Origin of the sequence: Komagataeibacter europaeus LMG 18890 (assembly GCF_000285295.1) — a bacterium.
Lineage (GTDB): Bacteria > Pseudomonadota > Alphaproteobacteria > Acetobacterales > Acetobacteraceae > Komagataeibacter > Komagataeibacter europaeus.
The window spans coordinates 210,840-225,122 of sequence record NZ_CADP01000001.1 but is presented as its reverse complement, the minus strand read 5'-3'; the positions used below and the strand labels follow the sequence as shown (position 1 = coordinate 225,122).

Here is a 14,283-nt window from a genome sequence, read left to right as displayed (position 1 = left end):
GCCTGATATCCGGCACCGGGGGGAGACGATGACCATGTCCATGCACAGGCGTGACCTGTTCCGCGCCATCCTGCCACTGGCCATTGGCATGGCAGGTGTCGCGCATGCGGCGGAACCGGCGCATGACACCACCAACCGCGACCACGGCGTGGCGTCGTCCGGCCCGTTTGAAATCGTTGCCCGGTTTGATGGTCCCGGCCCATCGGGGATTGCGGTGACGCATGGGCGCGTATTCGTGGGCTTTCCGCGCCATGCGGTCAATCACCACGGGGCGACCCTGGCGGAGCTGAAGGACGGGAAGCTGTATCCCTATCCCGATGCCGCGCACAGCATGCCGTCCGATCAGGTTCCCGCCAACCGCCTCATGTCCGTGCACGGCATGACAACCGATGCGCGGGGCCGGTTATGGGCCATTGATGATGGCAAGCTGGCGGGGCAGCCACTGGCGCCGGGTGCGGCGAAGGTGATCGGGATCGACCCGGAAACGGACCGGATATTCGCCAGCATCATCCTGCGCGCGCCAACCCTGCTGCCGGACAGCCACATGAATGACCTGCGGGTGGATCTGACGCATGGGGCGCAGGGCACGGTTTATGTGACTGATTCCTCCTTCGGCCTGTCACCCGCCCTTGTGGTGGTGGATATCGCGACAGGACGGCAGCGCCGGGTGCTGGCCGATCATCCCTCCATTCAGGCGGAGCGCCCCTTCATGGCGGTGGTGGAGGGACGGCCGCTGGTATTCGATCCCCCACAGCACCCGCCCGCCTTTGTCTGGGGCGGTGTGGATGGCATTACCCTGTCACCCGACAGCACCACGCTGTATTACAGCCCCCTGACCAGCAGGCGGCTGTACAGCATTCCCACCAGCCTTCTGGCTGATTTTTCCAGGACCGACGCGCAGCTTGCCGCCGGGATCCGTGACCTGGGGGAAAAAGGCGTGGCCGATGGCCTGGCCAGTGATGCAAGGGGGCGGATCTACACCACCAATTTCGAACATGACGCCATCTTCCGTCGCAATGCCGACGGGACGTTCGACACCATGGTGCATGACCCGCGTATCCTTTCGCCCGACGGAATATTCGTTGATGGCGACATGGTTTACTGCACGCTGGGACAGTGGAACCGGCTGGGTGGACTGAATGGCGGGCATGACCTGCGGGTGCCGCCCTATTACCTGATCCGCTTTCCCACCGATGCGCCCATGCCCGTGGACGCGACAAAGCCCGCACACGGTTAGTTGCCCCTTTCCCCCGACGCTGAATTGCGGCAACAATCGCAGCCATGAATATTATGTCGCGTATGATCCTGCCGCTCATGCGGCGTCTGGAACCCGAGACCGCCCATCGTGTCGCCCTTGATGCCCTGCAGCTTGGGCTGGGCGGGGTATCGTGCCCGGGGAAAGATGACCCGGCGCTGTCGGTGCGGGCCATGGGCCTGCGGTTTCCCAACCCCATCGGCATGGCGGCGGGGTTTGACAAGAATGCACTGGTCGTGCGCCCGCTGGCGCGTTCGGGCTTCGGTTTTGTCGAAGCCGGGACCGTGACCCCGCGCCCGCAGCCCGGCAACCCGCAGCCGCGCCTGTTCCGGCTGACGGAAGACCGCGCCATCATCAACCGCATGGGCTTCAACAATCAGGGCATCGACCGCTTTGCCGTGCGCATGGCCCGCCTGCACCGCGTGTCATCCCCGCGCCGCACGCCGGGCGCGCAGGTGCCGGTAGGTGCGAACCTTGGCATCAACAAGACCGGGGCGGACCCCGAACGTGATTATCCCATGCTGGTCGGGCGCGTTAAGCATTATGCCGACTACATCGTCATCAACCTGTCGTCACCCAACACGCCGGGCCTGCGTGACCTGCTGGAGGCCACGCGGCTGAAGGGCATCCTGGACGCCATCAACGCCGCCCACCCCGAACGGCCGCCACTGCTGGTCAAGATATCACCCGACATCGCGCATGATGACGTGGCGGCCGTGGTCGAGGCCGCGATTGCCGGTGGCGCGCAGGGGCTGATTGTCTCCAACACCACCATTTCCCGCCCGGCGGGGCTGCGCAGCCCGTATGCCGATGAGGCTGGTGGCCTGTCCGGTCGGCCACTGCGCACGCTGGCGCAGGACATGCTGACCCGTGTGGCGCAGGTGGCGGCTGGCCGCGTGGCGCTGGTGGCCTGTGGCGGGATCGAAACCGGGGCGGATATCGTGGACCGGGTGCGTGCGGGCGCCGACCTTGTGCAGATATACACGTCCTATGTTTACGAAGGGCCGGGCATCATTGCGCGCCTGAAGGCCGAAACCCTGCGCGCACTGCGCGCCGAAGGGTTCGAGACGCTGGCCGACGCCAGGGGGACCGCACTCAAATGAAATGGCATGACGGGCTGTCCACGCTGAACGATGATTATGACGGCTACATCCTCGACCTGTGGGGTGTGGTGCATAATGGGGTGCAGCCCTATCCTGGTGTTCTGGAATGCCTGCAGCGGCTGCGTGAGGCGGGCCGTCGTGTCGTGCTGCTGTCCAACGCGCCACGCCGGACCGCAACGGTGGAGCCAAACCTGCGCCGCATGGGCGTCAGCGCCGACCTGTATGACGCCATCATGACCAGTGGCGAATGCACCCACCGCATGCTGTCCAGCCGCGATGACCCGTGGTTTGCCGCACTGGGGCGACGCATGATCCATCTGGGGCCGGAAAAGGACGTGGATGTCTATGCCGGGCTGGACCTTGATGTGGTCACCGACCCGGCCCATGCGGATTTCGTACTCAATACCGGGCCTGATGCCGAACTGGGGGAAGAAGACATCGCCCCCTACCTGCCGCTGCTGGAACGCTGCGCCGTGCACGGGCTGCCCATGATCTGCGCCAACCCGGACCAGCAGGTCATCCGGGGCACGCAGCGCCTGATCTGTGCCGGGGCCATGGCGGGCTGGTATGCGGAACATGGCCGTGACGTGCGCTGGATCGGCAAGCCCTATCCCGAAGTGTACGGGCTGGCGCTGTCACTGCTGGATGTACCACGCGACCGGGTGCTGGCATTGGGGGATGCGCTGGCGACCGACATGCGTGGCGCGGCGACTGTCGGGATTGACGGCTGCTGGGTACTGGGCGGCATCCATCAGGAAATGCTGGGTGGCAGCTGGGCGCAGGGGCGTAACCCGGATTACGATCTTGCGGTGGAAGAAGCCACGGCCGCCGGGCTTGCGCCGGTGGCCTGCGTGCCCTCCCTGCGCTGGTAAGCGGCCGGTCCGCGCCTGCGTTCAGGCGTGGCCGGTGGCGGAACTGTACCACGCGGGGTCAATGTGCACGCTGGCCAGCGCCTGCCGCCACTTGGCGTTGTGATCGGCCCCGAATACGATCTTTTCTGTGGCCGGGGCCGCGATCCATGCATCATGGTGCAGCATTTCTTCTTCAAGCTGTCCCGCTTCCCAACTGGCATGGCCCATGGCCAGCAGCGCATGGGCGGGGCCATTGCCGTCGGCTATGTCACGCAGCACGTCCAGGCTGGCCGTAAGCGTGGTGGTGCGGTCCACCGGCAGGCTGCCGTCACCGCTCCAGTCCGATGTATGCAGCACGAATCCCCGCCCGTTATCCATCGGTCCGCCCGCGCACAGGTTGATGCGGCGACGCGGGGGGACGGGGGCGATACCAAGCTGTTCCAGCACATCATCAAGGACAGGCTGGGACAGGCGACGGTTGACGACCAGGCCCATGGCCCCGTCCTCGGGCGAATGGGCGCACAGATAGATGACACTGCGCGCGAAAGCGGGATCAGTCAGGGCAGGGGTGGCCACAAGCAGGTGACCCGTCAGGCTGCAGCCTGGAGTTGTCGCAAAGGAAGCCATACACCACCATAGAACCGGATTTGTCCTCCTTTGCAACCATTTCAGGCGTGATCCGTGGTGTGATTGTTCTCAATGACGGATGTCCTGCAATATGCAAGGCTTGCCGTTACATGCAGGAAGGAGACCGACCATGAAGCAGACCGCATTGGTAACCGGTGCCACAGCCGGATTCGGCAAGGCGATTGCCCACCGTCTTGTGCATGATGGATACCGTGTCATCGCCACCGGCCGCAGGCAGGAACGCCTTGACGCCCTGGCGGCGGAACTGGGGCCGGACCTGCTGCCCTTCCGGCTGGACATGGATGATGCCGCTGCCATCGCGGCCCTGCCGGGCAGCCTGCCGGAGGGATGGCGCGATGTGGACGTGCTGGTCAACAATGCCGGGCTGGCGCTGGGCATGGAAAAGGCGCAGGACGCGGATATCGCCAACTGGCAGACCATGATTTCCACCAACGTGACCGGCATGGTCGAACTGACCCGTGTGCTGCTGCCCGGCATGGTGGCGCGTGACCGCGGGCATGTCGTCACCCTGGGCAGCACGGCTGGCACCTACCCCTATACGGGCGGCAATGTGTATGGCGCGACCAAGGCGTTTGTCAGGCAGTTCACGCGCAACCTGCGCTGCGATCTGCTGGGCCATAATGTGCGCGTGACGAACCTTGAGCCCGGCCTGTGCGGGGGGAGCGAGTTCAGTCAGGTGCGCCTGCGTGACGATGCAAAGGCGGCGGCGGTGTATGAAGGCACGAAGCCGCTGCTGCCGACCGACATTGCCGAGACGGTGGCCTGGGTCCTGTCGCTGCCGCGTCATGTCAACATCAATGAAATCGAGATGATGCCGGTCTGTCAGGCGGCGGGCGGGCTTGCGGTGGCGCGGGGGATGAAGGACTGATCATGGCCCGCAAGACCAAGGATATGAGTAACAGGCTGGCGCGCCAGTTCTGCGTGCGCAACGGACATGATTTCTCCCTGGCGTCCTGTCCCACGCGGGCGGCGGAAGCCTGCGGACTGGACAAGAAAACCGGCAAGCAGTTGCTGAAGGAACGCATCGGCCGCCTGTCGCAATTGCAGTCGGTGCTGTACGCCAATGGCACATGGTCCGTGCTGGTCGTGCTGCAGGCGCTGGATGCGGGGGGCAAGGATGGCGTGATCAAGCATGTCATGTCCGGCATCAACCCGCAGGGTGTCAGTGTTACGTCGTTCAAGCAGCCCGGCCCGGTTGAACTGTCGCATGGTTACCTGTGGCGGGAACATCTGGCGGCGCCCGCGGCGGGCCGCATCGGCATTTTCAACCGCAGCCATTATGAGGAAGTACTGGTCACCCGCGTACATCCCGAACTGCTGGATCATGAATGCCTGCCCGCCTCCCTGCGCAGGAAGCCGACATTCTGGCGGGACCGTTATCAGGATATCAGCCATTTCGAACAGTACATGGCGCGTCAGGGCACGATCGTGCTGAAGTTCTTCCTGCATCTGTCAAAGGAGGAGCAGCGAAAGCGCTTCCTGCGCCGGATCGACCATCGCGCCAAGAACTGGAAATTCTCGCCAGCCGACATCCATGAACGGCAGTACTGGGATGATTACCAAAGCGCGTATGAAGAAGCGATCCGTCGCACCGCCCACCCCGATGCACCATGGTTTGTCGTGCCCGCCGACCAGAAGTGGTTTGAGCGTCTGGTAGTGATCGAGGCTATTATTGACGCGCTGGAAAAACTGCACCTGAAAATGCCGGCATCCGATCCCGCCATGGCGGCGGAAATGGAAAAGGCCCGCAAACAGCTTGAAGCGGAGGCACCAAAGGCCCCCCATCACGCCGTTCATTGACGTGCGTGCCCACACCCCGCAAAAGATTGTGATCTTGTGTGAATGGAGAACAGTCATGGCGGCAACGCGCTGGCATATACGTGGGGTGATGGGACTGGCGGCAGTCCTGGCGGTGCAGGGCGCACTGATGGTACCGGCCGAGGCGCGTCGCCATCATCACCACAGGCGGGGACAGGCCGGGGAAGAATACCAGCAGTCCGGCAGTGAGAAGGACAATGCGCAGACCCAGGCCATTGCCAGTCCCGTGCCGGAAACCTGCGATGACCGCAAATTCCTTGCCGATGTCGAAGCGGCGGAAGGCAGGCAGGGCGACCAGCCAGATCGTGTCGAACATGTCTGTGGCCGCGTGATCGCGGTATCCGCGTCAAAACGGACCCGCAGCGGCCTGCATGGCTATTTCTATGTTGATGTCGGCAACGGCGTGTCCATCCGCATCGTGTCCGATCTGGATCGTATGTCCGCACCCGCATGGCCGTGGGTGGCGAAGGGGGATCAGGCGGATGTGCTGGGCCGGTATTATTACGACAACGCCCGTAGCCAGGGCATTGACTGGACCCATCACGGCACCGGTCGTACGTGGCCTGTGGCGGGATATGTGACGGTCAATGGCACGCGTTATCAGTAAGGGACTGTTTGAGATGTTGGAGAAGTTTTTGGGTGCCGCCTTTTTTTAAAGACGGTGTTCCCTGAAGCTTTTTTGAAAAAGCTGCACCAAAAACTTTTACCTTTATCGGCGCATCATTCAGCCGCGCGGGGCCAGCAGGATGATGGCGGCGCCAACAATGCAGATCGCGGCCCCGCCGATATCCCAGCGATCAGGTGGCAGCTTTTCCACCAGCCATGACCAGATCAGGCTGGCGGCAATATAGACCCCCCCATAGATGGCATAGGCCCGGCCCGCGTTATCGGCCGGACTGAATGTCAGCAGCCATGCAAACAGCACCAGCGACAGGCAGCCCGGCACCAGTACCAGTGCCGAACGCCCCAGACGCATCCATGCCCAGAAACAGAAACACCCGCAGATTTCCGCGAATGCGGCGGGAATATAAATGGCGGCCGTCAGCATGGGGTTCCTTTCGGGGGCAGGGGTACAAAAAAAACAGGGACCATTTCTGGTCCCTGTCAGTTTCAGGATGTCGCCACAAGGGCTTTATCAGTCGGCGGCTTCTTCTTCCCGGGTGCTGTCGCCTTCATCCCCTTCGGTGGACGGGTTTTCCGCCTGCGAGATGTATTCAAAGTCCAGCTTGCCATCCTTGAGCGTGATCTTGGCCACGCCTCCCTTGGTCAGCTTGCCGAACAGCAGTTCTTCCGCCAGTGGCTTCTTGATGTATTCCTGAATGACACGGCCCAGCTGGCGGGCGCCATACAGGCGGTCGTAACCCCGTTCCGCCAGCCATTCGCGTGCTGCGGACGAAATCTCGATCATCACGTTACGGTCCGCCAGCTGGGCTTCCAGCTGGAAGATGAACTTCTCCACCACCCGGTCAACCACATGCGGCGACAGGTTGGCAAACGGGATGATCGCATCCAGCCGGTTACGGAACTCCGGCGTGAACAGGCGCTTGATCGCATCCTCGTCCTCGCCTTCGCGGGACGTGCGGCCAAAGCCGATCGCTTCCTTGCTCAGGTCGGCGGCGCCCGCGTTGGTGGTCATGATCAGGACCACGTTACGGAAATCGACCGTCTTGCCGTTATGGTCGGTCAGCCGTCCATGGTCCATCACCTGCAGCAGGACGTTGTACAGGTCCTGATGCGCCTTCTCGATTTCATCAAGCAGCAGGACCGCGTGCGGGTGCTGGTCGATGGCGTCGGTCAGCAGGCCACCCTGGTCAAAGCCGACATAGCCCGGCGGCGCACCGATCAGGCGCGAGATCGAATGCCGTTCCATGTATTCCGACATGTCGAAACGGATCAGTTCGATCCCCAGCGTGCTGGCAAGCTGCTTGGCCACTTCCGTCTTGCCAACACCCGTGGGGCCGGAGAACAGGTAGTTGCCAATCGGCTTTTCCGGGTCACGCAGTCCGGCGCGCGACAGCTTGATCGCGGCCGTCAGGGCCTCGATCGCCTTGTCCTGCCCGTAGACCATGCCCTTGAGGTCACGCTCCAGCGAACGCAGCGTTTCCTTGTCGTCGGACGATACGCTCTTGGGCGGGATGCGCGCGATCTTGGCGACGATATCTTCCACATCCTTCAGCGTGACCGTCTTGCGGCGGCGGTTTTCAGGCACCAGCATGCGCGATGCACCGACTTCGTCGATCACGTCGATGGCCTTGTCCGGCAGCTTGCGGTCATGGATGTACTTGGCCGACAGTTCCACCGCGCCCTTGATCGCATCATCGGTGTAACGCACCTTGTGGTGCTTTTCGTAATTGACCTTCAGGCCACGCAGGATCTTGACCGCGTCATCGACCGAGGGTTCCGCCACATCGATCTTCTGGAACCGGCGCACCAGCGCGCGATCCTTTTCAAAGTGCTGGCGGTATTCCTTGTACGTGGTCGAACCCATGCAGCGCAGCGTGCCAGCAGCCAGCGCGGGCTTGAGCAGGTTGGACGCGTCCATGGCCCCGCCCGACGTGGCGCCCGCGCCAATGACGGTATGGATTTCGTCAATGAACAGGATGGAGCCGGGGTTGTTGTCCAGTTCGGTCACGACCGCCTTCAGCCGTTCCTCGAAATCACCACGGTAGCGGGTGCCCGCCAGCAGCGCGCCCATGTCCAGCGAGTAGATCGTGGAATTGAGCAGCACTTCAGGCACGTCGCCCTCGACAATCCGCTTGGCCAGCCCTTCGGCAATGGCGGTCTTGCCCACGCCGGGGTCGCCCACATACAGCGGGTTGTTCTTGGTGCGGCGGCACAGGATCTGGATCGTGCGCTCGATTTCGGAGTCGCGGCCGATCAGCGGATCAACCTTGCCTTCCTGCGCCTTCTCATTGAGGTTGGTGCAGTAGGTGGACAGCGCATCCTGGCTTTTCTGCCCGGTCTTGCCGCGTTCCTCGCTTTCACCGCCTTCGGGCGCGCTACCGGCAACAGGCCGGCGCGTGGAGCGATCAGGCGCCTTGGCGATTCCGTGGGAGATGAAGTTGACCGCATCCAGCCGCGTCATGTCCTGCAGCTGCAGGAAATAGACGGCGTGGCTTTCGCGTTCGGCGAACAGGGCGACCAGCACGTTCGCCCCCGTCACCTCGTCCCGCCCGGTGGACTGCACATGGATCGCGGCACGCTGGATCACGCGCTGGAAGGCGGCAGTGGGCTTGGGATCAACGGTACGGTCGGCGGCCAGCCCCGCGAGGTCCTTGTCAAGGAAGTCGGTCAGGTCGGTGCGCAGCTTGGTCAGGTCAACCCCGCAGGCGCGGAATACCGTCACGGCGTCCGGATCATCGATCAGGGCGAGGAGGAGGTGTTCAAGCGTTGCGTATTCGTGCCGGCGGTCGCCAGCCAGTGTCAGCGCACGGTGAAGCGTCTGTTCAAGATTACGTGACAACATGCCGAGACGCTCCTTTTCCAAGAGGGGCCACCCGGGCCCCGGAGATCATAACCGGTAGGTCAGGACAATCCTTGCCCCGTTGTAGTGGAAATGCCAGCACAAAATGCCATGGAACGCGATCGGATCGCGACGGGGGCGGTAAGATGCGCTTGTCCGTGGGGTCAGTCCTTCTCGATGGTGCATTGCAGCGGGTGCTGGTTCTGGCGTGCCAGATCCATCACCTTTGTTACTTTGGTTTCCGCAACCTCATACGTAAAGACCCCGCACACGCCGACGCCACGTTTGTGAACGTGCAGCATGATGTCCGTCGCCTCCTCGCGGTTTTTCTGGAAAAAGCGTTCCAGCACATGCACCACGAATTCCATCGGGGTGTAGTCATCGTTCAGCAGCAGCACCTTGTACATCGCCGGCTTGCGGGTCTGCGGGCGGGTGCGGATGACAACGTCAATCATGCCGTCATCATTGCCGGGGGGGGAATCCTGCCCACCGTTGCGGCGTGGTGGCGTGTTGCCACCATGTCCGTGCGGATACGTGCCGCCCATTTCGGGCGACGACACGGGGCGGAACAGGGAAGGGCGAGCAATAGCAGACATGACAGGTACCATATTGGAACTTTGCCGTCAGTTGGAAGGGGTGGCGCGACATGGATACAAGGATTTTTTTGCAATCCCGGTCCCGGGCCTTCTGTCCGCCACAATCGGCGGGCATGGAAATACGCTCTGGACGAATAGAAAACCTTTCTTTTAGAATGGTTGCAGCCAAGCAACCCATGAATGGATGGAGGGGCGCCGGGTAATACCCGTGTGCTCGGAAGCCGTATGATTGTCATCGCACGCGCAGGTTTCACCATTCCATGAGCCGTATTCCCATGTCCCGTCTTTCCCGCCTGAAGGTAACCGCAACTGTCGGGCTGTGTGTCGGCATCGGCGGCATGCATGCCGCCCGTGCCCAGTATGTAGGGCAGGTCAGCGCCATCGTGCTGGACGCCCGCACCGGTGCCGTCCTGTCACAGCAGGATCCCGACCTGCGGCGTTATCCTGCCAGCCTGACAAAACTTATGACTCTGTACCTTGCTTTCAAGGCCGTGCGTACGGGTCAGGTCACGCTGGACCAGCCCATGCCGGTTTCGATACATGCCGCCTCCATGGAACCATCCAAGCTGGGGTTGCGGCCGGGCAGCACCCTGACGGTGGAACAGGCGGTGCTGGCGCTGGTCACCAAATCAGCCAACGACGCCGCCTGCGCGCTGGGTGAATTCCTGGGTGGCGGGGATGAAACCCGTTTTGCCGCGATGATGACGCGTGAGGCCGGGCGTCTTGGCATGTATGACACCGTGTTCCGCAATGCCTCCGGCCTGCCGAATCCCGAACAGATGACATCGGCGCGCGACCTTGCGGTGCTGGCGCGTCACCTGATCGTGGATTACGGCGAGTACTATCATTATTTCGCGGTGCCCGGCTTCTATTTCCATGGGCATGAAGTCCCCAACCATGACCCGATGCTGGGCGCCTATCCCGGCGCGGACGGGCTGAAGACCGGTTATACCGCCGTGGCGGGGCATAACCTCGTCACCTCCGCCGTGCGCGATAACGTACGCCTGATCGGCGTGGTGATGGGGGCGAAATCCAACAACCGCCGCAACGCCACCATGACCGCCCTGCTGGATAACGGTTTCGAGGCAAAGGGGATCGCCCCGGTCGCCCCGACACCCGCTGCCCGTCCCGCCACGCGTCCGCTGCTGCTGGCACGTGCGGGGGGTGGCACCGTGGCGGGGCGGCATGGCGCGCATGGCGTAAGCCTTGCTTCCATGCGGCTGAACCCCGTGCAGCCTGATGAGGTGGCCGAGGCCCCCTCGATTCCCGCATCCTACACCCGCATCCGCCGGGGGCATGGCACGGTCGTGCATGTCCATCCCGCGACCGTGCATGCGCGTGTGCACCTGGTTGGCATGGGGCATGTCGCCCATGCCACGCATGCCCGTGCGAAGGCGCGAAGCTGACAGCGCGTTCCGGGCGCTGTATAGAAGGCATGACATTATCCATCCGGCGCGGCTGGCATGCGGGTCAGGCGTGTTCCTGTCGTCCCGTTCATGACTGCGGGCGGGTGGTCATGTGACGAACACAGGAAAGGATAACGCCATGGAAGGCGATATGCGCGGCGGCGGGGTGCAGATCCACTCCCCCGAGGATTTTGCCGGAATGCGTGCCGCAGGCCAGCTTGCCGCACGGACGCTGGACATGATCACGCCGCATGTGCGCGCCGGGGTCACCACGGGCGCACTGGACAGGCTGATCCACGATTTCATGATCGCCAATGACGCGGTGCCGGCCACACTGGGTTACCGGGGGTATCCGGCCTCCAGCTGCATTTCGATCAACCATGTCGTCTGCCATGGCATTCCCGGTGATCGGGAACTGAAGGATGGTGACATCCTGAATATCGATGTGACCGTTATCCTGGATGGCTGGTTTGGTGATACCAGCCGCATGTACACGGTCGGCAAGATACCCATAAAGGCCCAGAAGCTGATCGAGGCGACGTACGAATCCCTCATGCTGTCCATTGATGCGGTGCGTCCGGGCGCGACGCTGGGTGATATCGGGCATGTTATCCAGACCTATGCCGAAGCACGCCGTTTTTCGGTGGTGCAGGATTTCTGTGGCCATGGAATCGGGCGTACCTTCCATGCCCCGCCAAACGTGCTGCATTATGGCCGCCCTGGTGAGGGACTGGTCCTGCGTCCGGGCATGTTCTTCACCATCGAACCAATGCTGAACACCGGGCGTCCGGATGTGAAGATCCTGGAAGACGGATGGACCGCCGTTACGCGCGACCGTTCCCTGTCAGCCCAGTTCGAGCATATGCTGGGCGTGACCGAGGACGGGTGCGAGGTCTTTACCCTGTCACCCGCGGGCTATACCTGCCCGCCTTATCCAGTTGATGGAAAATAAACGTTTTAAAGCGCCGTCTTTTTTAAATAAAGACGGCGTTTCCTGACGATTTCTGCACAAAGCGTCCCCCAGAAGTTCTTATGACTGAAGGATGTCCCGGGGGCTGGCTGTTCAGGCAGCCTTCAGGGACAGGCCCGCTGCCTGACACGCAGGGGAAACGGAAATCAGCAACGGAGCGAGCCAACATGCCTTTTTCCCGTAACCTGCGGTATGGCGCGATCCTTCTTGCCTGCCTTGTGACCGGCATGCCGGATGCCGGGCAGGCCGCAGTGGCCGACCCGCTGGCCTTTGCAACCACCCGGACGGGACAGGCCGTGGGCCTTGCCCCCGTGCCCGGGCGGCACGCGATGGTGGTCAGCGCGCAGGATCTTGCATCCCATGTGGGCGCGGACATCCTGGCGCATGGTGGCAATGCGGTGGATGCCGCCGTTGCCGTGGGGTACGCCATGGCTGTGGTTTATCCGGCGGCGGGAAATATCGGTGGCGGCGGGTTCATGACCCTGCGTACGCCGGACGGGCATGTCACCTTTGTCGATTTCCGCGAACACGCGCCCGGTGCCGCGACCCCCACGATGTATCAGGATGCGTCGGGCCATGTCATCGCCGGGGCATCCACCGCAGGCTGGCGGGCCGTGGCGGTGCCGGGCACCGTTGCGGGGATGGAGGACGTGCATGACCGCTGGGGCAAGCTGTCGCGTGCCGATGTCATGGCTCCCGCCATTGCCCTTGCGCGTGACGGGTTCATCCTGAAACAGAGTGATGTCGAACTGCTGCATACCATGACCGCGGCCTTTGCGCGGGACCCGTATGCGCGCGCGATCTTCCTGCACCCCGATGGCACGCCGCTGGAGGCAGGCGACCGGCTGGTGCAGGCCGATCTGGCCCGGACGCTGGAACGGATCGCGCGTGATGGCGCGCGGGCGTTCTATGATGGCCCGATTGCAAGGGAAATCGTCAGAAGCAGCCAGAAGGGCGGTGGTATCCTGTCGCGAAAGGATTTCACCAGTTACCACACGCGCATGATGGCGCCGATGTCCTGTGACTATCGCGGCTATCATATCGACACGGCCCCGCCACCCAGCGGCGGTGGTGTCGCATTGTGCGAAATGCTCAACATCCTGTCGGGCTACGACATGCATGCCCTTGGCCTGCACACGGCGGCCAGCGTTCAGCGTGAGGTCGAGGCCATGCGCCATGCCTATGCCGACCGGCAGAACCTTGGCGACCCGGCTTTCGTGACCAACCCGGTCTCCCACCTGACCGACCCGGCCTATGCACGGCAGGTCCGTCAGTACCTGCCGCTCAACCATGCCGTATCCTCCGCCAGCCTGCACCCGGGTGAAGCCGGGGGCGAGAAGGAAGAGACCACCCATTATTCCATCGCGGATCAGGACGGGACCGCCGTTGCCGTGACCTATACCCTGAATGGCTGGTTCGGGGCCGGGGTGGTGGCGGGAAAGACCGGCATCGTGATGAATGACGAGATGGACGATTTTTCCAGCCGTCCGGGTGAACCCAACATGTTCGGCATCGTCGGCAGCGCCGCCAATGCCATCGCACCGGGCAAGACGCCACTGTCATCCATGGCGCCTACCATCGTCTCACGCAACGGGCAGCCGGTCATGGTGCTGGGCAGTCCCGGTGGTTCGCGCATTCCCACCATCATCCTGTCGGTCCTGACCGGCATGGTGGATTACGGGCTGGATGTGCAGCAGGCGGTTGACCTGCCACGCATCCATGAACAGTGGCAGCCCGATGTGGTGCAGGTGGAACATGGCGCGCTGTCGCCCGCCGTGACGCATACCCTGACGCGTGAGTGGTACCATATTGAAGAACACGCCCCATGGGGGCTGGCCGAAAGCATCCTGTCCGGTGGCCCGCGCATCGGGAAGGTGGGGCAGGCGCGTTATTACGGCGGGGCGGACATGCGCCACCAGTCCGGTGTCGCCGTCGGGGAATAAGTGGACGAAGGGTGTGATTTTTTCCAACGCCCCCTTGTGCATGGGGCGGGTGTATGTGTTAGAACCCGCTCGGGAGATCGGTTGTAGACGGATACCTTGCTAACCTGGTCAGGTCCGGAAGGAAGCAGCCGTAGTGAGTTTCGTCCGGGTTATGGCCGGTCTTCCACCCGAAAGTTTCCATGTCGCGATGGCGCCCTGGGCGCGGTTGCCACTTCTCCAGCCCGGATGCA

13 protein-coding genes and 1 other RNA gene are annotated in these 14,283 nt (G+C 62.9%); 10 read left to right on the top strand and 4 right to left on the bottom strand.

Features of this window, described 5'->3' with window-relative positions; all coding sequences use genetic code 11:
• Positions 1-28: 28 nt before the first annotated feature.
• The 3 genes from GEU01_RS01120 to GEU01_RS01110 are packed head-to-tail and all read left to right on the top strand — an operon-like array spanning position 29 to position 3,230.
• The gene (locus GEU01_RS01120) at positions 29-1,237 is read left to right on the top strand and encodes an L-dopachrome tautomerase-related protein (protein ID WP_019084593.1); all 1,209 of its coding nucleotides are present in this window, start codon (positions 29-31) and stop codon (positions 1,235-1,237) included.
• A 44-nt stretch (positions 1,238-1,281) separates the two neighbouring features.
• Positions 1,282-2,358 carry a quinone-dependent dihydroorotate dehydrogenase gene (locus GEU01_RS01115; RefSeq protein ID WP_010506842.1) on the top strand — a complete coding sequence of 359 codons (1,077 nt, stop codon included), beginning with the start codon at positions 1,282-1,284 and terminating at the stop codon, positions 2,356-2,358.
• The gene (locus tag GEU01_RS01110; protein WP_019084591.1) at positions 2,355-3,230 is read left to right on the top strand and encodes a TIGR01459 family HAD-type hydrolase; all 876 of its coding nucleotides are present in this window, start codon (positions 2,355-2,357) and stop codon (positions 3,228-3,230) included. Before GEU01_RS01115 ends, GEU01_RS01110 begins: the two co-directional genes overlap by 4 nt.
• A gap of 21 nt (positions 3,231-3,251) precedes the next feature.
• Here the strand turns inward: GEU01_RS01110 and GEU01_RS01105 are convergent, their stop codons facing one another.
• Positions 3,252-3,836: a YqgE/AlgH family protein gene (locus GEU01_RS01105; RefSeq protein WP_010506839.1), complete on the bottom strand. Its 585-nt coding sequence runs from the start codon at positions 3,834-3,836 to the stop codon at positions 3,252-3,254.
• A 130-nt stretch (positions 3,837-3,966) separates the two neighbouring features.
• Between GEU01_RS01105 and GEU01_RS01100 the strand changes: the two genes are divergently transcribed.
• From GEU01_RS01100 to GEU01_RS01090, 3 genes are read left to right on the top strand one after another with little or no spacing between them, the layout of a single operon-like run.
• A complete protein-coding gene (locus GEU01_RS01100) occupies positions 3,967-4,725 on the top strand; it encodes an SDR family NAD(P)-dependent oxidoreductase (protein WP_019084590.1) in 759 nt (252 codons plus the stop codon).
• Positions 4,726-4,727: 2 nt separating this feature from the next.
• Entirely contained in the window at positions 4,728-5,657 is a 930-nt protein-coding gene (locus GEU01_RS01095) for a polyphosphate kinase 2 family protein (RefSeq protein WP_019084589.1), read from the top strand.
• Between the two features lie 55 nt (positions 5,658-5,712).
• Positions 5,713-6,282 (top strand): DUF3465 domain-containing protein, encoded by a 570-nt coding sequence (locus GEU01_RS01090; protein ID WP_019084588.1) that lies wholly within the window; start codon positions 5,713-5,715, stop codon positions 6,280-6,282.
• A gap of 117 nt (positions 6,283-6,399) precedes the next feature.
• Here GEU01_RS01090 and GEU01_RS01085 read toward each other — a convergent pair whose 3' ends face one another.
• The 3 genes from GEU01_RS01085 to clpS all read right to left on the bottom strand — a co-directional run bounded on the left by GEU01_RS01085 (position 6,400) and on the right by clpS (position 9,683).
• Complete coding sequence (locus GEU01_RS01085; protein ID WP_010506832.1) at positions 6,400-6,723, bottom strand: YnfA family protein; 324 nt, start codon at positions 6,721-6,723, stop codon at positions 6,400-6,402.
• A gap of 87 nt (positions 6,724-6,810) precedes the next feature.
• Positions 6,811-9,141: an ATP-dependent Clp protease ATP-binding subunit ClpA gene (gene clpA / locus GEU01_RS01080; protein ID WP_019084587.1), complete on the bottom strand. Its 2,331-nt coding sequence runs from the start codon at positions 9,139-9,141 to the stop codon at positions 6,811-6,813.
• 161 nt (positions 9,142-9,302) lie between these two features.
• Positions 9,303-9,683 (bottom strand): ATP-dependent Clp protease adapter ClpS, encoded by a 381-nt coding sequence (clpS, locus tag GEU01_RS22175; RefSeq protein ID WP_026018387.1) that lies wholly within the window; start codon positions 9,681-9,683, stop codon positions 9,303-9,305.
• A 311-nt stretch (positions 9,684-9,994) separates the two neighbouring features.
• Here clpS and GEU01_RS01070 point away from each other — a divergent pair, with 311 nt between their 5' ends.
• From GEU01_RS01070 to ffs, 4 genes are all read left to right on the top strand, one after another.
• Positions 9,995-11,140 (top strand): D-alanyl-D-alanine carboxypeptidase family protein, encoded by a 1,146-nt coding sequence (locus tag GEU01_RS01070; protein WP_026018386.1) that lies wholly within the window; start codon positions 9,995-9,997, stop codon positions 11,138-11,140.
• Between the two features lie 139 nt (positions 11,141-11,279).
• Entirely contained in the window at positions 11,280-12,092 is an 813-nt protein-coding gene (gene map, locus GEU01_RS01065; RefSeq protein WP_010506823.1) for a type I methionyl aminopeptidase, read from the top strand.
• Positions 12,093-12,277: 185 nt separating this feature from the next.
• Positions 12,278-14,053 (top strand): gamma-glutamyltransferase, encoded by a 1,776-nt coding sequence (ggt, locus tag GEU01_RS01060; RefSeq protein ID WP_019084584.1) that lies wholly within the window; start codon positions 12,278-12,280, stop codon positions 14,051-14,053.
• A 72-nt stretch (positions 14,054-14,125) separates the two neighbouring features.
• An RNA gene (gene ffs / locus GEU01_RS24110) (signal recognition particle sRNA small type) lies at positions 14,126-14,220 on the top strand.
• Positions 14,221-14,283: the final 63 nt, after the last annotated feature.